The 19,991-nt window shown below is 44.6% G+C and carries 20 protein-coding genes; 16 read left to right on the forward strand and 4 right to left on the reverse strand.

Features of this window, described 5'->3' with window-relative positions:
* The first annotated feature begins 1 nt into the window (after nucleotide 1).
* The 13 genes from rpsI to Q8P86_03045 all read left to right on the forward strand — a co-directional run bounded on the left by rpsI (nucleotide 2) and on the right by Q8P86_03045 (nucleotide 14,055).
* On the forward strand, nucleotides 2-406 hold the full coding sequence (gene rpsI, locus Q8P86_02985; protein MDP3996630.1) for a 30S ribosomal protein S9: 405 nt from the start codon (nucleotides 2-4) through the stop codon (nucleotides 404-406).
* Nucleotides 407-433: 27 nt separating this feature from the next.
* The gene (locus Q8P86_02990; protein ID MDP3996631.1) at nucleotides 434-1,024 is read left to right on the forward strand and encodes a nucleotide exchange factor GrpE; all 591 of its coding nucleotides are present in this window, start codon (nucleotides 434-436) and stop codon (nucleotides 1,022-1,024) included.
* Between the two features lie 16 nt (nucleotides 1,025-1,040).
* On the forward strand, nucleotides 1,041-1,199 hold the full coding sequence (locus tag Q8P86_02995; GenBank protein ID MDP3996632.1) for a hypothetical protein: 159 nt from the start codon (nucleotides 1,041-1,043) through the stop codon (nucleotides 1,197-1,199).
* Nucleotides 1,189-1,584 (forward strand): PIN domain-containing protein, encoded by a 396-nt coding sequence (locus tag Q8P86_03000; GenBank protein ID MDP3996633.1) that lies wholly within the window; start codon nucleotides 1,189-1,191, stop codon nucleotides 1,582-1,584. The genes Q8P86_02995 and Q8P86_03000 overlap by 11 nt, the downstream gene beginning before the upstream one ends.
* A gap of 387 nt (nucleotides 1,585-1,971) precedes the next feature.
* Nucleotides 1,972-2,316, forward strand: a complete 345-nt coding sequence (locus tag Q8P86_03005; GenBank protein ID MDP3996634.1) for an endonuclease domain-containing protein — start codon at nucleotides 1,972-1,974, stop codon at nucleotides 2,314-2,316.
* Between the two features lie 687 nt (nucleotides 2,317-3,003).
* The gene (gene dnaK, locus Q8P86_03010; GenBank protein MDP3996635.1) at nucleotides 3,004-4,941 is read left to right on the forward strand and encodes a molecular chaperone DnaK; all 1,938 of its coding nucleotides are present in this window, start codon (nucleotides 3,004-3,006) and stop codon (nucleotides 4,939-4,941) included.
* 297 nt (nucleotides 4,942-5,238) lie between these two features.
* Nucleotides 5,239-6,330 carry a molecular chaperone DnaJ gene (gene dnaJ, locus Q8P86_03015; GenBank protein ID MDP3996636.1) on the forward strand — a complete coding sequence of 364 codons (1,092 nt, stop codon included), beginning with the start codon at nucleotides 5,239-5,241 and terminating at the stop codon, nucleotides 6,328-6,330.
* A gap of 48 nt (nucleotides 6,331-6,378) precedes the next feature.
* Complete coding sequence (locus Q8P86_03020; GenBank protein ID MDP3996637.1) at nucleotides 6,379-7,422, forward strand: ThiF family adenylyltransferase; 1,044 nt, start codon at nucleotides 6,379-6,381, stop codon at nucleotides 7,420-7,422.
* 4 nt (nucleotides 7,423-7,426) lie between these two features.
* A complete protein-coding gene (locus tag Q8P86_03025) occupies nucleotides 7,427-8,860 on the forward strand; it encodes a hypothetical protein (protein ID MDP3996638.1) in 1,434 nt (477 codons plus the stop codon).
* The gene (locus Q8P86_03030) at nucleotides 8,853-10,445 is read left to right on the forward strand and encodes an aromatic amino acid ammonia-lyase (protein MDP3996639.1); all 1,593 of its coding nucleotides are present in this window, start codon (nucleotides 8,853-8,855) and stop codon (nucleotides 10,443-10,445) included. The genes Q8P86_03025 and Q8P86_03030 overlap by 8 nt, the downstream gene beginning before the upstream one ends.
* A gap of 4 nt (nucleotides 10,446-10,449) precedes the next feature.
* Nucleotides 10,450-11,523, forward strand: coding sequence for a hypothetical protein (locus Q8P86_03035; GenBank protein MDP3996640.1), 1,074 nt, complete (start codon nucleotides 10,450-10,452; stop codon nucleotides 11,521-11,523).
* Nucleotides 11,520-12,455 (forward strand): hypothetical protein, encoded by a 936-nt coding sequence (locus Q8P86_03040; protein MDP3996641.1) that lies wholly within the window; start codon nucleotides 11,520-11,522, stop codon nucleotides 12,453-12,455. Before Q8P86_03035 ends, Q8P86_03040 begins: the two co-directional genes overlap by 4 nt.
* Nucleotide 12,456: 1 nt before the next feature.
* Complete coding sequence (locus Q8P86_03045; protein MDP3996642.1) at nucleotides 12,457-14,055, forward strand: ATP-binding protein; 1,599 nt, start codon at nucleotides 12,457-12,459, stop codon at nucleotides 14,053-14,055.
* Between the two features lie 49 nt (nucleotides 14,056-14,104).
* Here the strand turns inward: Q8P86_03045 and Q8P86_03050 are convergent, their stop codons facing one another.
* Genes Q8P86_03050 through Q8P86_03060 form a run of 3 tightly spaced genes read right to left on the reverse strand, consistent with a single transcriptional unit; the run spans nucleotide 14,105 to nucleotide 15,254 of the window.
* Nucleotides 14,105-14,671: a LamG domain-containing protein gene (locus tag Q8P86_03050; GenBank protein ID MDP3996643.1), complete on the reverse strand. Its 567-nt coding sequence runs from the start codon at nucleotides 14,669-14,671 to the stop codon at nucleotides 14,105-14,107.
* Nucleotides 14,672-14,710: 39 nt separating this feature from the next.
* Nucleotides 14,711-14,926 carry a hypothetical protein gene (locus tag Q8P86_03055; protein ID MDP3996644.1) on the reverse strand — a complete coding sequence of 72 codons (216 nt, stop codon included), beginning with the start codon at nucleotides 14,924-14,926 and terminating at the stop codon, nucleotides 14,711-14,713.
* A 58-nt stretch (nucleotides 14,927-14,984) separates the two neighbouring features.
* Nucleotides 14,985-15,254 (reverse strand): hypothetical protein, encoded by a 270-nt coding sequence (locus Q8P86_03060; GenBank protein ID MDP3996645.1) that lies wholly within the window; start codon nucleotides 15,252-15,254, stop codon nucleotides 14,985-14,987.
* Nucleotides 15,255-15,581: 327 nt separating this feature from the next.
* On the opposite strand from Q8P86_03060, the gene Q8P86_03065 reads away from it, so the two are divergent.
* Together Q8P86_03065 and trpS are read left to right on the forward strand one after the other, a co-directional pair.
* On the forward strand, nucleotides 15,582-17,468 hold the full coding sequence (locus Q8P86_03065) for an ABC transporter ATP-binding protein (GenBank protein MDP3996646.1): 1,887 nt from the start codon (nucleotides 15,582-15,584) through the stop codon (nucleotides 17,466-17,468).
* 248 nt (nucleotides 17,469-17,716) lie between these two features.
* Entirely contained in the window at nucleotides 17,717-18,694 is a 978-nt protein-coding gene (trpS, locus tag Q8P86_03070) for a tryptophan--tRNA ligase (GenBank protein ID MDP3996647.1), read from the forward strand.
* 93 nt (nucleotides 18,695-18,787) lie between these two features.
* Here the strand turns inward: trpS and Q8P86_03075 are convergent, their stop codons facing one another.
* Nucleotides 18,788-19,204 carry a hypothetical protein gene (locus tag Q8P86_03075; GenBank protein MDP3996648.1) on the reverse strand — a complete coding sequence of 139 codons (417 nt, stop codon included), beginning with the start codon at nucleotides 19,202-19,204 and terminating at the stop codon, nucleotides 18,788-18,790.
* 208 nt (nucleotides 19,205-19,412) lie between these two features.
* Here Q8P86_03075 and Q8P86_03080 point away from each other — a divergent pair.
* A partial coding sequence (locus Q8P86_03080; protein ID MDP3996649.1) for an ABC transporter transmembrane domain-containing protein occupies nucleotides 19,413-19,991 on the forward strand: 579 nt, incomplete at its 3' end.

A 19,991-nucleotide genomic window follows, 5' to 3' on the forward strand; every position in this document is an offset into this window, starting at 1 on the left:
AATGAAAGAACAGCCAATAAAATACATTGAAGCAGTTGGGAGAAGGAAAACAGCCATCGCGCGCGTGCGTCTTTTTCCATCAAGCAAACAGTCGCTTACGATAAATGAACGCGAACTTGACTCGTATTTTAAAGACGAGGAATTGCAAAGAATAGCCCTTGAGGCCTTTACAAAAACAAAGCTACCAACCAAATTTAAGGTAACAGCTAAAATATTAGGGGGAGGGAGCCATGGTCAAGCGGAAGCCCTTAGGCACGCGATTGCTCGAGCTTTAGTGTTGCAAAACGCGGAGCTTCGCAAAAAAGTCAAAAAACTCGGGTTTTTGAAAAGAGACCCGAGAGCCAAAGAACGACGCAAGTTCGGATTGAAAAAAGCTCGAAAAGCTCCGCAGTGGTCTAAGAGGTAAACAACCACCGCTAATTCAACTAAAAAAATGCCCGATGAACATAATCCTAAACAACAAGACAACGAGGATGATATAAAAATTGAATCTGATGACACACTAGACGACTCCGTTGTTGCCGAAGAGTCATTTCAGGAAACGGTAAAAAAACTGCGAGGAAAATTGAAGGAATGTGAGAAGGAAAGGCAAGAATATCTGACCGGCTGGCAGAAATCCCAGGCGGATTTTGTGAACTTGCGCAAAAGAGACGAGGAGGATAAGAAGAATTTCATCAAATTCGCTACGGGAAATGTTCTCGCCGACATCATTCCGGTACTTGACAGTTTTGATATGGCCATGGGAAACAAGGAAGTATGGGAAAAGGCGGACAAAAATTGGAGAATGGGCGTGGAATATATCTACAATCAGCTCGTTTCCTCGCTTCAGACACACGGACTCTCAATTATTTCTCCCAAAGCAGGTGATGTATTTAGTCCCGCAGAGCATGATGCCGTGAGTTCAGAGAAGACCGAGGATAAGGAAAGTGATCACAAGATTGCATCAGTATCCCAAAAAGGTTACCGGTTAGGTGACAAGGTGCTTCGTCCGGCAAAAGTCATTATTTACGACCTATCCGAATAAATGCTATAATCTCTAAATGGACAAAAAACTGAAAAAATACATAGCATATCCTAAGTCCTCTAAGGAAAAAAAAGCGGGGTCCTTTTTTGAGCTTGCGCTAAAACATGCCGTAAGCGGAGGCAGAAAAAACCGGAATCTGTCTAAAGAGATAGATAGAGTTTTATATGGAGCATAGATCCATAATAATAGACAGCAGTTTTTTGGTTGCCCTGTATCTGACAAACGATTCACAGCACGGTCAGGCTAAGATCATAGCAAATAAACTGGCGAGCATGCCAAAAACCATAGTTATTCATCCGTATGTTGTGGAGGAAGTAGCTACGATTTTGGCATACCGCGTCGGAACAGCACTTTCGCAAAGATTCTTGATTGACCTCACAGCGTCCACCGAATCAACCCTTTTCGCCCCGGTAGTTATAAAGCGCGATATAGAATTCTTTCAAGCATTGAACAAGAAAATTTCCTTTGCAGATGCCACGATAATATATTTGGCAAAACAAATGAATTCTCCGATTTTGACTTTTGACAAGCAAATGCTTTCAATATTAAAAAATTTGTAACCATGCTTACGTCATCATATTTCAACCAGCAAATACATGAAAAAATGATCCGCGCGGAGGATGGCCGCTCTTTTCGTGTGCTTTTTGCTACTGCGTTAATTGACGGGGAACTCTGCTGGCGAGTCATTTCCGCGACGGAAATATGCAGACTTGACGCAGACTTGACGCAGAATCCACGCAGAAAAGAAAGTTCTACGCTTTACTTACCGTCGGATATTTCTTATTCTGACGTTAAGGATAAAGGATTAAGGATTAAGGATTCCTACCGCTCTCCATATTTTGATAACCTAAAATTTTTTGTGTCACAAATGACAAGGGCCCCTTCCTCCCATCAGATGAGGGGAGGTGCCGAGTCTGCGAGGCGGAGGGGTGTTGAAGTACCATATTATGCGAACAATTCACAACCTATCTGAAAACAAATCATTGAGAAAGAAGTTAAGAAATAACGCCACACCGCAGGAAATTATTATGTGGTCTCGCTTGAAAGGTAACCAACTCGGGCACAAGTTTCGCCGCCAACACGGAATAGGGAAGTATATAGTGGATTTTTATTGTCCGGAAAAGAAACTCATCATTGAACTGGATGGCTCACAACATATTGACTCTGGCTACGATAAGATGAGGTCGGAATATCTTGAGAGTGTTGGATGCAAGATAATAAGATTCTGGGATAGTGAAGTGAATACAAACATTGATGGGGTGTTAATGAAGATACAAAGTGCGTTAGAATAGAAAGCACACCACCCCGTCGCATCAGAATGCGTCACCCCTCCTCGGATGAGGAGGGGAGGAAGAAAGAATGTATAGATATTTCTTTTGACCCCACCTCCCCTCAGACGAGGGGAGGTGCCCAGAGGGCGGAGGGGTGTTGAAGAACTGAAATCAAGGAATAAAAAAACACCCCAATCGCTTGAGGTGTTCGTAAACAAAAAACGGCCCGTTCGCGAGTTGAAACTCTTGAACAGGCCGTGATGAGAGGGGCGATGGCACCCTAATTCAAGGCGACAGTAAGTACATAGCGGCAAAAACCGTAAAGATTATGCCGAATGCCAAGAACCCCCGTCTGATGAACTTCAATGTCTTGAGCTGCTGTGCGACGATATCTTCGGGGTACTCACACTTCACAATCCTCTTCTGCAATCTCTTGTTGTAGTATGCTAAAATGAAGCATCCTACCGCGAGTATCATACAGGCAACTATGGGAGTAATCATTTTCTCCTTCCTATTTGAATTGTTCGGCTACCTCTTGACATTATATACTATTACCAGTATATTGTCAACTGCCCCATGGAACACGAAACATGGAGCATGTAGCACCAGAATTTCCGGATTTCTTATGTTCCATGTTACATGTTCCATACTCATTCACGGTCATTTGTTGAATTTGTATCATTAGCAGATTAGTAATCAAATAAAACTATGTCAAAAATACTCGGAATCGACCTCGGCACCACCTTTTCCGCAATCGCGGTTATGGAAGGAGGAACGCCGAAGATAATTGAAAACGCCGAAGGCGCGCGTACAACGCCTTCAATAGTTGCCGAATCAAAAACCGGCGAACGGCTTGTGGGTCTTCTCGCCAAACGTCAGGCCGTTACCAATCCCAAAAACACCGTCTACCAAATCAAACGCTTTATCGGTCACACTTACGACGAGGCGGGCGTTCAGAAGGATATTAAAAACGTACCCTTTGAAACGCGTAAATCCGACAAGGGAAGCATTGAAGTAAAAATGGCCGACAAATGGCTTCGTCCTGAAGAAATTTCAGCCATGATTTTAGGCAAGCTCAAGGCGGACGCGGAAGCGCGGTTCGGCGAAAAAATTACCGAAGCAGTCATCACCGTTCCGGCATATTTCAACGACAGCCAAAGGCAGGCCACAAAGGACGCGGGCAAAATTGCGGGTCTTGACGTAAAACGAATTATAAACGAGCCGACCGCCGCCGCGCTCGCGTACGGCTTTAACAAAAAGAAAGAGGAAAAAATCGCCGTCTTTGACTTTGGAGGTGGTACTTTTGACGTTTCTATTTTGGAAGTCGGCGACGATGTCATTGAAGTCAAATCCACGGACGGCGACTCGCATTTGGGCGGTAGAGACATTGACGCAAAAGTAGTCGCCTGGCTCGCTGACGAGTTTAAAAAAGAAAACGTTATTGATCTACGCAAAGACCCTCTGGCTCTCCAGCGACTGGACGAAGCGGCCGAAAAAGCGAAAATTGAACTTTCAACGGCAACCCAGACAGAGATAAATATTCCATTTATCACTTCAGGAGTGGACGGACCAAAGCACCTTCTTGTAACAATGACCCGCGCCAAACTTGAAGAGTTGGCGGGAGAATTTGTGGAGCGAGCCATGGATATTACAAAACGGGCCATGGAGGCCTCGCCTTTTAAAGTGGGAGAAATAAACGAAGTCATACTCGTCGGCGGTCAAACCAGAATGCCCGCCCTTCAAAAGGCGGTAAAAGAATTTTTTGGCAAAGAACCGCATATGGGCGTAAACCCCGACGAAGTGGTGGCAATAGGAGCGGCAATTCAAGGGGGAATACTCGGTGGCGACGTGAAGGACATTTTGCTTTTGGATGTTATTCCGCTTTCTTTGGGAATTGAAACAATGGGCGGAGTGGCTACAAAACTTATTGAGAAAAACACTACCGTACCGACCTCGCGCTCGCAGACCTTTTCAACGGCCGCCGACAACCAGACTCAGGTGGAAATACATATTACTCAAGGCGAGAGACCTATGGCTCCTGACAACAAATCCCTCGGAAAATTTATTCTGGATGGAATCCCTCCGGCGCCTCGCGGGATGCCACAGGTAGAAGTAACCTTTGACATAGACGCAAACGGTATTTTAAATGTCAAAGCCAAGGACAAAACATCGGGTAAAGAACAGTCAATCCGTATTGAAGCGTCTTCGGGGCTTTCGCAAGATGAAATAGAAAAAATGAAGAAAGAGGCGGAAGCTCACAGCGCGGAAGACCAAAAGAAAAAAGAGTTGGTGGAAGCCAAAAATCTGGCCGAACAGCTATCCTACACGGCGGAGAAGTCCCTCAAAGACGCGGGCGAAAAAGTGCCGGCGGATTTAAAGAAAACCATTGAAGAAAAAATCGCCGCGCTTAAAACCGCGCAAAACGGACAAGACGTGGGCGCTATAAAATCGGCAAGCGAAGCGCTGTCCGTGGAAATGCAAAAAATTGGCCCGCATATGAATGCGAGCAATAACCAAGATACAAGAAACAATAACCAAACGGAGGAGAAGAAGGACGGGAATGTGAGAGATGCCGAAGTGAAGGAGGAAAATCCCTCTAATTCCTCGGGACAGGGAAAAGACGAGGGGGAAGAGAAGAAGGGATAAAGAGGTGTAGATGTTGTAAATCTGTGAATTACGAAATGTCTTTTTCGCCGAGGTTTTCGCGGCGCACGAAGATTTTTTACTAAAAATCTTCTCTCTCCGGCGCCGGCCGCGCCTCCGAAGGCGCCTCTCAAACCTCGCCTCAACACCATTTCGTAATTCAAGGTAAATGGAAAAAAACCGGTCGGGTTCCGAAAGGGACCGGCCGGTTTTTGATTGACTCTGTGTTTTTTTCTCGGTTTTTCCCCACATTTCATGAATTCCACTTGAAATATCCAAAAAGGAGAGTATAATCTAAATATGTCAAAAAACTATTATGAAGTTCTGGGAGTGGACAAGTCCGCCTCAAAAGACGAAATAAAAAAAGCCTTCAGAAAAATGGCGCATAAATACCATCCGGACAAGGGTGGGGGAGACGAGACGAGATTTAAAGAAGCAAGCGAAGCATACTCGATACTTTCAGACGACAAAAAACGCGCCGAATACGACGCTTACGGACGTGTATTTTCCGATACTTCAGCAGGCGGTAGTCAGGGGGGCGGTTTCGGCGGTTTTGACTTTTCCGATTTCGTGCGTCAGAGCGGATTTGGCGGGGGAGAAGGCGTGGAATTTGATATTGGCGACCTTTTTGGCGAATTTTTCGGAGGCGGAGGCAGAAGCAGGACAAAACGGGGCCGAGATATTTCAATGGACGTTGAACTTTCTTTTGAAGAAGCGATTTTCGGCGTTACGAGGAAAATTCTTTTAAATAAAGTGTCGGCTTGTGATATTTGTGGCGGTAGTGGCGCCAAGAACCCTCAAGACATGAAGACATGCTCTCTTTGCAACGGAAAGGGTAAAATTCACGAAACACGTCGCTCCATAATGGGCTCTTTTTCCACTGTTAAACCCTGCGAAACATGCATGGGTCGTGGAAAAGTACCAAAGGACATCTGCGGAAATTGCGCAGGCAGAGGCGTCCTGCGAAAGCAAGAAGAGGTCTCTATAAAAATCCCCGTGGGAATTGACACGGGAGAGATGATACGTCTTTCCGGCGCGGGCGAAGCCGTAGCTGGCGGGGTCTCGGGAGACCTTTACGTTAAAATACATGTCGGCAAACACCCTCTCTACCGCAAAGAAGGCAACAACATCGTAACCGACCTTAACGTGAAATTAACAAGCGCCATTTTAGGCGACGAGTACACTCTTAAGACCCTTGAAGAAAACACCATTACCATAAAAATACCGGCAGGTATAGGTTTTGGCGAGATATTAAGAGTAAAAGGAAAAGGGGTGCCGACCGACAGCGGTCGCCGAGGCGATTTGCTTATCCGAGTAAACATTGACCTTCCAAAAAAGCTTTCAAAAGAGGCAAGGAAAACCATTGAAACCCTTAAGAGAGAAGGCATATAACTGAAACATACCCTGTCAGAACACATTTTAATATGTTATAATAAAAAAGTGTTCGTCCCTATAATTTGCAAAGACGAAGAGAGTTATAGAAAACTGAAAGTTGAAAATCCCGGACTGCGGAATTTGGATGTTTTTGAATTGCAACTGAAAGAGCTCTTCAATATCAGAAATCCCAACGTGGCTAACAAAATCAGGTTTCCTGATGGGGAAAGCAAATTTTTAAAATCTCCGCCGGTAGAGTCCGTTTGGATTTATTTTCCATGGAAAGAGCTGATTGTGAAGATGGTGAGCAGTGATGCATATTTTGAACTGCGGACGGCAAGGAACAAGAACATAATAAGCAAAGAGGAGCAACAATCATACAGAAATCTCCGCATCGGCATAGCGGGACTTTCGGTCGGCTCGGCTATATTGGAAAACCTAAACATAAGTGGCGGTCCTCAAAGTGTTAAAATTGCCGACTTTGACCGATTGGAAACAACTAATCTAAATCGTATAAGAGGCACTTTGCTTGACATTGGGCAATTAAAAACGGAAGTGGCGGCTTGGCGCGCCTATGAACTTGACCCGTTTTTGCATTTAGAAACTTATGACAGTGGCTTGGACGAGAAAAACATTGAGAAATTTATGATGGAGCCGAAACTTGACGCGTTTATTGACGAGATGGATTCCCTTGAGATGAAGTACCGGGCAAGGGAAATTTGCAAGAAAAACGGAATCCCTGTTTTAATGGCCACAGAAGTGGGGGACAAAGCCGTTTTGGACGTGGAACGGTATGACTTAGAGCCGGAGACAGAGCCGTTCCTCGGTGCCTTAGACGGATGGGATTTTGAGTCCTTAAAAAAAGTTGACAGAGAGAAATGGTTTGAACTGACATCAAAAATAATAGACCGGAGGCATCTTTCAGAGAGAATGACACAGTCGGTTGGTGAAATAGGTCGAACGCTCGCGGGAGTTCCACAGCTCGGGACTGCCGCTTCGGTTGCCGGCGCGTCAATATCTCTGGCTTTGCGCAAAATAAGCAGCGGGAAAAAACTGCCATCAGGAAAATACGTTACGGATTTAGAGCGTGCTCTTGAAAATAGAGTATAATTTTATGCTTCTTCCCTTAAAGAATCTGGATTTTTTAGCATTGGCGCGTCAAACAGCCAAAAACGTCCCGGCATACCGCGAGTTTTTAAAGCTAAAAGGAGCTAAAGTGCCGAATTTCGACAAAGATTTTCTTGCTTTGCCTGAAACCGATAAAAACAGTTATTTCCGAGCTTTTCAATTGAAGAAACTTTTTCCCAAAGAAGTTTTGCCTCCTTTTGCATACGCCAGTTCAGGGTCTTCTGGAAAGCCGACCTTTTGGTTTAGGGGAAGTGAGCAGGAAAGAATCGGAGTGGAAAGCCACGAAGTTATCTTTCGGGACATCTGGAATATAGGCAAGAGTGACGAAACACTGGTAATAATCTGTTTTTCTATGGGGCTGTGGGTGGCAGGCAGTTATACTCTGGCCTCTTGTCGTGGCCTTTCCCAAAAGGGATACAAAATCACGGCTGTCACTCCAAGCATTGACAAAGCAGATACAGTGTACGTTTTCAAAAAGCTATGTCCTCAATTTAAAAACGTTGTAATTGCGGGTTACCCCCCTTTTGTAGCCGATGTTTTACTGGAAGTAAAAAAGCGCAAAATTGATATTCCGAAAAACCTCTACATACTAACGGCCGGCGACTCTTTCACTGAAAAGTGGCGAGACGATATAGGGGCGCTTGCCAATATTAAAAAACCGCATCATATCGTAAGCGTTTATGGTTCTGCTGATACCGGCATCTTGGCATTCGAAACGCCGTTAACCATAGCCCTACGCCGAAAAGCACAGAAAGATCGGGCTTTGGCCTGTTCATTGTTTGGCGAAGTGAAAGAAATACCTCCCATACTGCAGTATGACCCGCGAATGCTTTTCATTGAGGAATCAAAAGGGGGAGAGCTCCTCATAACAGCGCCTACCGCGTCGCCTCTTATACGGTACAATATTCACGACAGGGGAAAAATCATTGACTTGAACAAACTGCAAGAGAAGTGGAAACTGCCGGATGTTGGCCGAAAGTTTAACGGCTGGAATAAAATGCCAGTCATTTCTACCTTTGGACGCACTGACGTCGCAGTAACGCTCTACGCCCTGAATATTTATCCTGAACATATAATCTCCTGTATTAAAAGGGCTCCATTCAAAAACCTTTTGTCGGGAAGTTTTTTGGTTTATAATAAAACAACACACGGAAGCAAAAGACAAACTTTACACATACGCCTTGAAATGTTGCCGAGGGCCGAAAAGCAGGCGGCCAGGTTTGGAAATGCTTCAGATGTTTTTGCCGAATATCTGTCACAAGTAAACATTGAATACAAGAAGCTGAAATCAGCCATAGGGAGAAAGGCCTTGCCGAAAATTCACTTCATGCAAAACGGCGACTCGCTACTTTGGAAAAACAAGGGGCCGGGACTTGTTTTCACTAAGGGCAAAAAGTCTAGAATTACAAACAATGATTGAACAAATTAAGAAAGCGGTTGAAATAGGGAAAGGGAAGACCCTTAAAATTGAGGATTGCAAAGCCGTGGCGCGGGAGGGCACGCAGGTAAAGATAAGTTCGCAGGGGAAGAAAGCGCTAAATGAATCAAACGACTTCCTTCAGCAACTGCATGAAAAGCGGCTTTTAATCTACGGAATAAATACTCAATTTGGAGGCCAAGTTAACTATATTGAACCAGCGCTTACCGCCAGTCAAAAGGACTACGACTCCTCGGTAAGACAAAGGCAAATTAACCTTATACGTTCGCACAATTGCGGCATCGGCCCGGAAGTGTCAGAAGATATCGTAAGGGCCGCCATGTTATTGCGAGCACATTGCCTTTCTCTCGGATTTTCAGGAGTGAGAGTCGAAGTCGTTGAGAAGCTACTTGCGCTTCTTGAAAATTCCATTCACCCGGTTGTAAAGCGGTACGGTTCTATTGGCGCAAGTGGCGACCTTGTGCCCTTATCTGCAATCGCTTGCGCCATTGTCGGTGAAAATACGCCGGTAAATTTGAGGGATGGAAAGTTGCCCGCCAGCGAGGCGTTGGACAAGTTTAAAATAATTCCTCTGCGCCCCGAGCTTCGCGAGGGACTTGCGCTTATAAACGGCACCTCCTTTATGACAGCCGCCGCATCTTTGGCATTTTACGATTTGGAAAGGCTGTTTGGACAGATGCTTAAGGCAGTGGCTTTGTCGTTAGAAGGCCTTTTAGTCATTGATAGCGGATATGATGCGCTGATTCACAAAGTTAAACTGCACACGGGGTCACAAGAAGTCAACGCCATCATGAACGACTTTTGGAGAGGGAGTTCGCTTGTGCGAAAATTGGACCAATTGAGAAAAGACAAAGGCGCGCAAAAAAGAAACGCTTCGGACCCACAGGAGATTTTCTTACAGGATTGCTATTCGGTACGCTCAATACCGCAAGGATTCGGTACCTTCAAGGAAAATATGGGACGTGTCAGGCAGTGGATTGAATCGGAAATGAATTCCGTAAATGACAACCCCGTTGTTGACACCAAAAGCAAGAGAGCTCTGCAGGGATCGAATTTCATGGGTTATTATATAAGTCAAGGCTCCGATATCTTGAAAATGGAGATAGCCCAGGCATCAGCATGGCTTCACGCAATTCTCGCCAATATGGTAAACGAGCGCAGAAGCAGAGGATTACCCGCAAATCTCGTAAGGGAACCGGGGCTCTATAGCGGTTTTAGACCTATCCAAATTGCCGCCGCCTCATTGGTTGTGCAAAACAGAAAGCTCGCCGTGGCTCATCAGAATTTTATGATCCCAACCGAGGGGGATAATCAAGATGTAAACAGTTTGGGCACGCACGCGGCTCTCGATCTTGGAGACGCTGTTTCAAATCTGCGGTATCTAACGGCTATTCTTTTGCTTGCCGGCGCGCAAGCGGTTGAGCTTCGCGGTTTAGACAAAGCCGGAAAGGAAGCGAGATCATTGGTGAAAAAGATCCGCCAGCGGGCAGCAGTCATTGATAAAGACGAAAATCCCGCTTCTTCAGTTGACGCGGTGGTACAACTACTAAAGAACGAAGAAGTGTAGAACTATGACACAGGAAACTCTAAAAGTCATTTTAAGCGAAGCAGTTTACGCGCCGTCCGGCGACAATTTGCAACCGTGGCATTTTGAATTTAGTAGACAGTCAGGAGTCCTCAAAGTTTTTGCTGACTTGAAAAAAGACAACTTTGTTCTGAATTTCCGCTGGAGAGGAACTTACATAGCCGTTGGCGCACTGTTGGAAAATATATCAATCACTTCAAAAAAAAATGGTTTTACAGCGAGAATCAAACTGTTTCCTGACGGCCAAAGCCAACCCAACTTTATTGCTGAAATTCTGTTTGAGAAAAATGATCCTGACGAGGACGAGCTTTATGAATTCATCAGATCCAGCCGAACTAACCGCAGGCCTTATGAGAAAGATCCGATATCGGAGGAAAAAAAGGCAGCATTGCTAAGCGGTGCGAGAAATCAGTTCTGCAGATTAATTCTTTTAAGTGGCAGGCGAGAGATTTCCGGTCTGGCACCGGCCTTTAGTGTCATGGAAAGAGTGGCTCTTGAAAACGAAACCCTGCACAGGTTGTTTTTTAAAGATATTGTCTGGAGTGAAACTGAAGAGAAAGAAAAAAAAAGCGGACTTTACTTAAAAACTCTTGAACTGCCTTCGCCGGCAGGCATGGTCTTTCGTCTTATTAAATATTGGCCTATAATGAAAGTGTTTAACGCTTTGGGATTTTCAAGATTTGCGGCATTTGGAAATGCTTCCGTTTACAGCTCGTCAGGCGCGCTGGGAGCGATTATTATGAGCGAAACGACTGCAAAGGCCTTTGTAGAAGCGGGGCGTATGCTTCAGAGAACTTGGCTTTTGTGCACAAAACTTGGACTAAGCTTTCAAATTGTAACCGGTATTGTATTTTTGGCTGAAAAGTTTACTTCCGGAGAGCGAAAGGGGTTTACGGGGAAGCATATCGCATTGGTTGAAAACTCCAACCAGACAATTAGAAAACACTTTGACGCGAGAGGAGAGGAGGTTATCGGACTAACTTTTCGCATCGGCGTCGCCAAACCGCCCTCAGCCACTTCTTCACGAAAGGAGCCAGTTATAAAAATAGTACAAAAATGAATCGCACCACTTCTAACAAAAGGCAAGAAGAAATAGAAGAAATAATCGGCAACCTTAAAGAACTGAAGCGAGACGAGGATAAAAATAAAGAATACGCTATTGACGCGAATATCGCTTTTTTTACAGCGCTACTTTCTTACCGTTCGTTCTTGAGATGGTTTATTTTTCACTGTTCACAAGTTGATGGAGTAAAACTTCTGGAGCTGACGGACTTCAATAATGCAAGCTGGAAAGCGGAATTCTATAAACAGATGATACTTTTTGAAAAGGACAGATTTCCCTATTTTATTCGACCATTGGTCAATCGACTTGTCCAGTTTATCAAAAGCCAAAGTAGAGACGTTGTTGTGGCCAGTTTTGGATGTGGTCCAATGGAGATAGAAAGGCAAGTACTGAAAAGGTTAGAGAGCGATAAATTTCCCCACAGCGTTACTTTTGTGGGGTTTGATACGGAGCGTGTGGCTATTGATTTTGCAAAACGAAACTTAAGTAGCTTGGAAACACTGCATATAAATGTTGACGAATTCGTTGGGGCAAATAATCTTAAAGGTAAAATTCAGGGACAAAAAAAAGCGAAATACTCTGTACTTCTGACCTCTGTTGATGTATTTGACTTACCGGTACTCTTGGGGGACTATAAATTTGACATACTTTTTCACTCTCTTTTTCGCCATCATGTAAAGCATTTATCACATAATTTGGAAAACCTGACTCGCCGCATCAGTCAATCATCCATTGAATATGATGGGTACAGAAGTTTTTGGAGAATACTACCGCCTTCTATAGAGTTTTGGAACTCTCCGGTTTTTTTGAACTCTGCGGTATTTTCCAACTTGCGATACGACCAAAAGAGCGAAGTAATGTTAAGAAAGAGGGAGGGTTTTAAACTTTCCTTCTTTCCACAAGGGACTTATCTGTTAGAATATAGCTAACATGAAAATACTGGAAACCCTGTTACCAAACACAGATCTCTTATTACTCGGAGTGACCGTGGCCGCAATAGGCATACTTGGTTTTGTTGTGTACATCAACAATCCCCACAGTATAACCCACCAGTCCTTTCTGCCACTTTCAATTTTCGCTGTCTTGTGGGGAATTTTTAATTATTTAACTTATCAATTTGACAAACCAGAGGTGGTTATATGGGTTCTACGAATATCAGTTTTCTTTGCTGTTTGGTACGCTCTTGCTTTGTTTAACATGCTTTATGTTGTTCCAAAAGAAAAAGTTAAGTTTCCGAAAATATATTGGGTTGTGTTCCTGCCGATAGTTGTCCTGACATCATTTTTTACTTTGACACCGCTTGTCTTTAAGGAAGTAACTGGGTTTGTTGACGGACGCGTGACCAGCGTTCAAAACGCACCTGGTGTTATCGCATTTGCAATAATTTCAATTAGTTTAGTGATTGGGGGTATGTATGTTTTATTTAGTCGTATAATTAGTTCAAAATCAACCGAAAGAACCAAATTAGTATACGTTCTTATTGGAGTTATCATAACTTATTCGCTTATAATAGTATTTAATCTGATACTTCCCGCTTTTTTTGACAATACTTACTTTATTCCCTTTGCCGCTTTATTCACTTTGCCATTTATAGCGTTAACAGCTTATGCCGTGATTAAGCACCGCCTGTTTGATTTGAAGGTGGTTGCGGTTTCAATACTGACCTTTGTGTTGGCCGTGGTAACTTTGATTGAAGTCATTTTTGCTGACTCTTGGGAAGCAATCTCCTTCCAATTAAGCGTCTTTATTTTGGTGCTCCTTTTTGGTTTTTTGTTGATAAGGAACGTGTTAAGAGAAGTCCGGCAACGGGAGAGGATAGAACGACTTGCTAAGGACCTGGAAGAGGCGAACGAACAGCAAACAACCCTTATTCACTTCATCACCCACCAAATTAAGGGATTCTTTACAAAGTCAAGGAATATTTTCGCCACTTTGCTTGAGGGCGATCTGGGAAAAATACCTACGGAAGCCAAACCTTATCTGGAAGAGGGATTTCGTTCCGACACAAAAGCCGTTAACATCGTTCAGGATATATTGAAAGCGGCAAATATTCGCAAGGGGACTCTGCAATATGAAAAGAAGGACTTTGACTTGCGACCCATATTTGAAGATGTCGTCCAAAAGGGCAGAGCGGAGGCGGAAGATAAAAACCTGACCATTAAAACGAAAGTTGAAGACGGCGACTTTGTTATAAATGGCGATAAATCCCAAATTGAACACGCGATGAGAAATTTGTTAGACAATGCCATAAAGTATACGCCCGCGGGTGAAATCACTTTGTCTCTTTTCAAAAAGGCAGGAAAAACCGTATTTTCGGTCTCTGACATGGGTATTGGAATAGACAAAGACGAACTGCCTCTTTTATTTAGAGAGGGTGGACGAGGCAAGGACGCTTTAAAGACGAACACCGAAAGCAGTGGCTACGGACTCTATATTGTGAAAAGTATTGTTGAGGCGCACGGAGGACGCGTCTGGGCCGAATCAAAAGGTAAAAATCAAGGTTCTGTCTTTTCTTTTGAACTGCCTTAAACTTATAACACCTCAAACCTTTTACAAAAATCCCTAATCGGTTGCGGTATTAAAAAGAAGCTAAGATGTATTTCGGTTTCTCTTTCTCGTAAAGAGCTTTTGCTTGTGAACTGCTCAAAGCATCGGCGTAAACACGAACATTGTCCATCATTCCCTCAAAGTTAGCGTAGGACTCCGTAAGTTTATATCCCAGTCGGGAAGGGCCTCCGTAATCAATTATCACTACTTGAGGAACCGATTCGGCGCGGTCTAATTTGCCGTCAATATAAAAACGCCAGCCAACTCCGGGCTCAAGCACGAAAATAACATGGGTCCATTTGTCTCTCGGTATCACGGCGTAAGAACGGGGCCAGTGGTTTCCTCCGGAATGACAAGGAGGATTTGCGGGGTTGCACCGAACCATAATCTGCAGACGCCTATCCACATCGCTCGAATATTCCAGATAATGAAGGCCTCCTATCCTGCGGAGAATCGTCTCGCCGTCAACTCCGACTTCGCGCGTCGGGTATATCCACAGCGAAATGCTGGATTTACCATTAAATGTGCCGCCAAAAGTGTTAGGGTCCCTCAAGGACTGATTAAGCTCCACGTAGTCGTCAACGCCATCAAAGCGCAAACAGCTACCGCTTAAAAGTCCGCATTGACTTTCAGTTTGCTAAATCGCGCCTACTATTGTCCCTCCGTTATTGCCCGCGTTATCTGCTACAGAGGAACCGGAGCCCTCGTCAAAAGCCAAGCTCATCACCGTTTCGTATCCTAAGGCATGGTCTGCCTGAGCCATAAGCGATTTGCCTCCGGCCATGCGCGCCTTCTCGCGACCATCGCTTAAGCTTGCAAAAACGACCCCTGACAAAAGCGAGATTATTGACATAACGACCAGAAGTTCAACAAGAGTGAACCCGCGTCTCCCGCTTGAAAGATAAAATTTTTTATGGCGACAAGTCATAAGGATTTAAATTGTTGTCAATAGGAACTTCGTATTGTGGCGCCGTGGGCTCAAGAAAAGAGAAAGCTCCGCCTCTCGCCATAAGGTAGATTCCCAAAACCAAGAAAATCACCGAAACCAAAACCGAAACTTCAACCGCTTTTTTTTCGGACGACACGATTTTTTTCTCCACAAGCCAACCCGTAAGACCGCGCCTGACAGGGAGGACTCTTGCCGGCAGAAGTTCCGGCTGATTGAATTGCACTTGAACCATTTGTATATAATATAACACAGATGAGCGTCAACTTTCTACACTCCCGAAGAGGGGATACAGGGGTGGAATTTGCGTAAAAAACATAACAATGTTATAATGCAAATGCAATGAATAAAAATCTAAACATTACTGAACATATTGAAACAGCGAGCGCCTTTGGCGTTGGCGTTTCCACTTCCAAGCATGGAAGAAAAATAAGGTTAGATATTTAAAGTATTTAAGTTCCAACATTTCTTTACTTGAATCCTTCTCATATCTTGCCTTAAAAAAGCAGGATATTTTTTTGGTCTTTGACAAAAACACAAAAACAAACATAGAAAGGAAGTTATGTCAGATATAGCTGATAGCAGGGTGGCGCCAGAGACGCTAAAGGACTATTTCAAGTCCTTAAAACAAACAGGCGCGGTATTCTCGTGGTTATGGAAGGAAATGACTGATGAAGTTGCGCGGCGTTATGCTCGCAGGGTCTTAGGATGGGCTGTCTTTTTATCCACGACCGCCATGCTAAAACCCGCGGCAATAAGCGCCATATTTAGCGGTTTGCAGACGATGAATATGCCGTTTGTTTACATGGGACTTGCGGTCTTCGCATTTCTTTTTCTGGCAAGAAGAATGGCTGGGTTTCTACACGGCAGGGCATTGGAATACTTTCAGGCGCTTGCCATAGGAAAACTGGACGACAGAATCACGGAACTTTTCTTTGAAAAGTCCATAGGACAGCACGTGCAAGACGGTTCGCATTTAACGGCGGGCAATGTTGAGAAAGCCAGAGGACGTATATTTACGGTTTTTGGCATTGTTCTTTTTGATGCCATTCCGACCGTTTTGTCCATACTGGCGGCCTTTGTCGCTCTGTCCATAGTTAGCCCGATCTGCGGAGCAGTAATGACCGTGGTAATGGCCGGCTATTTGCTTATAGCCGCCTTATTGAACAAAGAGGTCATGCGCGTTTGCGTGCCTTTGGACAGAAGGTATAGACGTCTAAATAGGCGACGCTTCTCCAGATGGGACAATGTCGGATGGGTCCAAATAAACACCCGAGAAAAAACCGAGCTTCAAGAGATGGACGGCGAATTCAGGAGCATTGCCGGCGAAGATCGCGATTTCTGGGTGGAGTACATCAAGAAAGCGATAAGGAGGGACGACTTCTCCAGTATTGCTCTTTTCGGAATCATTCTTTACGGCATTCACGAAGTGCTTGTCGGGAACTGGCTCATAGGGACTCTCTATGCGACAGTAACGTGGAGTACTTTTCTCTCTGAAAATCTGCGGAGGGTAGGGATGCTTGAGAGAAACGTGAGCTATCATATCCCTTCTATCAAGGCCATGATAGACACACTCACACTAAAACCAAAGGTTGTGGTAAAGGAGAATGCGATACGGTTGAATGGTGAACCATCTGTTTCCGTAGAGTTTCAGAACGTGGGTTTTTCTTACGAACCTTCAGTCATGGAAGCGAGAGAAACCGGCGAGACGGAAAAACTGGCTCACGTTTTGCGGGGCATAAGTTTCCGCGTAAACCCGGGAGAAAAAGTCGCGCTTATCGGGCCATCCGGCTCGGGCAAATCCACGATTATGAACCTGCTTCTTAGGAGCATGGACCCGCAAACAGGCACAATAAGAGTTTCCGGCCACGACCTTAGAGACATTGACCTTTGGGAATGGCGAAAGAAGCTCGGATACATTCCGCAAAATAGCATTATTTTTGACGGAACAATCCGCGACAACCTGACGTACGGCTTAAACAGCGAAGAGCTGTCGGTCATCAACTCGGAAAATCTCTGGAAGTTTGCCGAAAAGATGAGGGTGAACTTTGAAGGACGCCTTCACAACGGCCTTCTTACGAAAGTCGGCCGAGACGGCATCAAGCTCTCCGGCGGAGAAGCCCAGAGAATAATGATAGCCGGGGCAATACTCAAAAAACCAAGGTTTATGATAATTGACGAACCAACGTCAAGTCTTGATTCAATAACCGAAAAAGAGGTTCAAGAGGGGATTTCGGCCGCCCTTCAAGGAGGCGTCGGCGCCATCATCATAGCTCACCGTCTAAGCACGGTGAGAAGTTTGTGCAACAAATTCATCATCCTTCGTCGCGCGGGAACTTTAAAAGCCGGCGAAGGGCAAATAGAGGCGATAGGAAACTCCTTTGAAGAGCTCCATGAAAAATCGCCGACATTCAGGAAGCTTCTGGATTGTCAGAATGTAGCCCTTTAGCTTCCCCGCGTTTGTAACACACAAACACTCCGGCCAAATCGGAGTGTTTTTTTGCGAAAACATTGCCTTATTTGAAAACAATAATAACTTGCGGGGTTTCTTTCTTTGTTACCGCTTGCAACTGACCGCATTTGAGATTTGCGACAGGTCTTATTCGTACGAATAAGCGAATAGTTTGGGATGGAAAAGGTAGAAGTGAGTAGAGTCAAAGGTCTGGTAATACGGCGTATGTTTGTTATTATTAACGTATGACCAAAAAGACACTTCTTTCAGGCGTAAAACCCTCCGGAAGACCTCATATCGGGAACTTTTTCGGAGCCATGAAGCAATTTGCTGATCTGCAGGAAAGCCACCACTGCATGATTTTTATCCCTGATTATCACGCCTTGACTACGACGCAAAACCGCGATGAGATGCGACAAAATATTTTGGACGTGGCCATTGACTATCTCGCCATCGGACTTGATCCGAAAAAGGTCTTGATTTACAAACAATCCGACATTCCCGAGCATACGGAATTGGCATGGATATTTGAAACCATCACCACAATGCCTTATCTTATGCGTGCGCACGCGTTTAAAGACGCAGAGGCGAGAAGCAAAGAGATAAATGCCGGGGTCTTTAACTATCCGCTTCTTATGGCGGCGGATATTTTGCTTTACGACGCTGATTTAGTACCGGTAGGGCATGACCAGAAGCAGCATATTGAGATCGCGCGGGATACAGCGGAAAAATTCAATCACATATTTGGTGAAACCTTTAAATTGCCAGAAGGTTTGATACTTGATAATGTCAAAACCGTACCAGGCATTGACGGACAAAAGATGAGCAAAAGCTACGGCAACACTATCCCGCTTTTTGCCAGTGATGAGGAAATCAAAAAAGCTGTTATGAGCATTGTAACAGACTCCGCTTCGCCCGCCGAAGCTTCAGCGAAGGAGGGGGGTGGAGTGCCGAAAAATGTATATGCCATTCACGAGCTTGTACGAGACAAAACGTCTCTGGAGGCGCTATACGAAGAAAAGAAAGGGAAGTACAAGGACCTTAAGGAGGCGCTTATTGAAGACCTGATTGCGTTTATAAAACCCATGAGAGAAAAGAGGGAATCGATTGCCTCTGATATTGAATCCGTCAAAAACATCCTCCGCGAAGGCGGAGCAAAAGCCCGCGCCAAGGCCCAATCCAAAATGGAAATCGTCCGAGAAAAAATTGGTGTAAAGTTGTGATGTTCTTACGTAACTCAAAGCGCGAGATAAATGGAGGAGTATGAAAAAACCGACTATAGTCCGAAGGGAAGAGGTCGGTTTTGACTTTGGGAACTAATCGCTTCTAACTATATCCAAGACACGACGAACCGTTTCGTCGTCATGCTGTCTGCCTAATCCCCGCAAAATGTCTTGTAATACCCTGTGAGCGAGACCGTCGGGAATAACTAAGCTGACCTCCCCGACACTGGACTTAATACACCCGACCTTGCTGTCGTAAAGCTTGACAACTTGTCGCGATGAATCTAAAGAGGGGAGACCAAATTCTTGTAACCCTCTTTCCACCTCATTCAAACTCTTCACTCCAAAATTGCGATACTTCAACAGGCCACCTCGTGTTGTGGCACTAATCCTGTATACATCAATGAATCTCTCGGCGTTACACGCATGTTCAAGTACACCTTTGACTCGCACGCTCCAGCGATACTCCCACAAACTGGTATCCAGCTTTTTGATTATGATCTCGTCCATATGCAGTTACTTTTTCTTAGGTGGTTTTGGGCTTCTACATCAAGACATATCACTATAACACGAACATGTCAACTTTTTTGCCTCTAAATTTTGGAAGTGAGTTCCAAAAATCTCTCAAAACGATTTAAAAAAAACGCGGTGGTCGCGATTTACTATTTTATGTTATCCTTACTGCATAACCGAAAAAAGCTCACTAAAGTGAACAAACATGGAAGAAAAAACTAAAAACACAAAAGAAGGGCTGTGGGCCAGTTTGGGGGTGCTGAAGAAGTATTTGAAAAAATATAGAAGGGAAACCGTTGTTTTATCGGCCCTTGGCATAGTTTCTGCTTTTGGAAACGGCACAATCCCGCTTGTCGCTGGACGGTTTTTTGACGCCATTATCACACCCAGTTCATTTTCGTTTTTGGATGTCGTTTTGCCTCTTTTTGCTTGGCTTCTCATCATCTGGACAGCGGTTCAGATAATCACATATTCGGTGGACTGGCAGATTAATATAAAGAGTGAGAACTTTTCAAACAAGGTCTGGGTGGATTATTGGGCCGCCGGAGTCGGATACATTTTAACTTTGCCGATGTCGTATCATAAATCTCGCAAAGTAGGCGAGATGGGTGAGAAAATAAACCGCGCGGCGTTTTCGCTGGAGACCATAATCGGCCGTATTGTCATAGACCTCGCGCCCCAGTTTCTTTCAATACTTATCGCCCTCGGAGTAACTTTTTACCTAAAGCCGATTTTGGCGGTGGCGCTTATCGTGGGAATTGTCTCTTACACCGTAATCCTTGCT

The sequence above is a fragment of the bacterium genome, from assembly GCA_030699905.1.
Lineage (GTDB): Bacteria > Patescibacteriota > Minisyncoccia > Phycocordibacterales.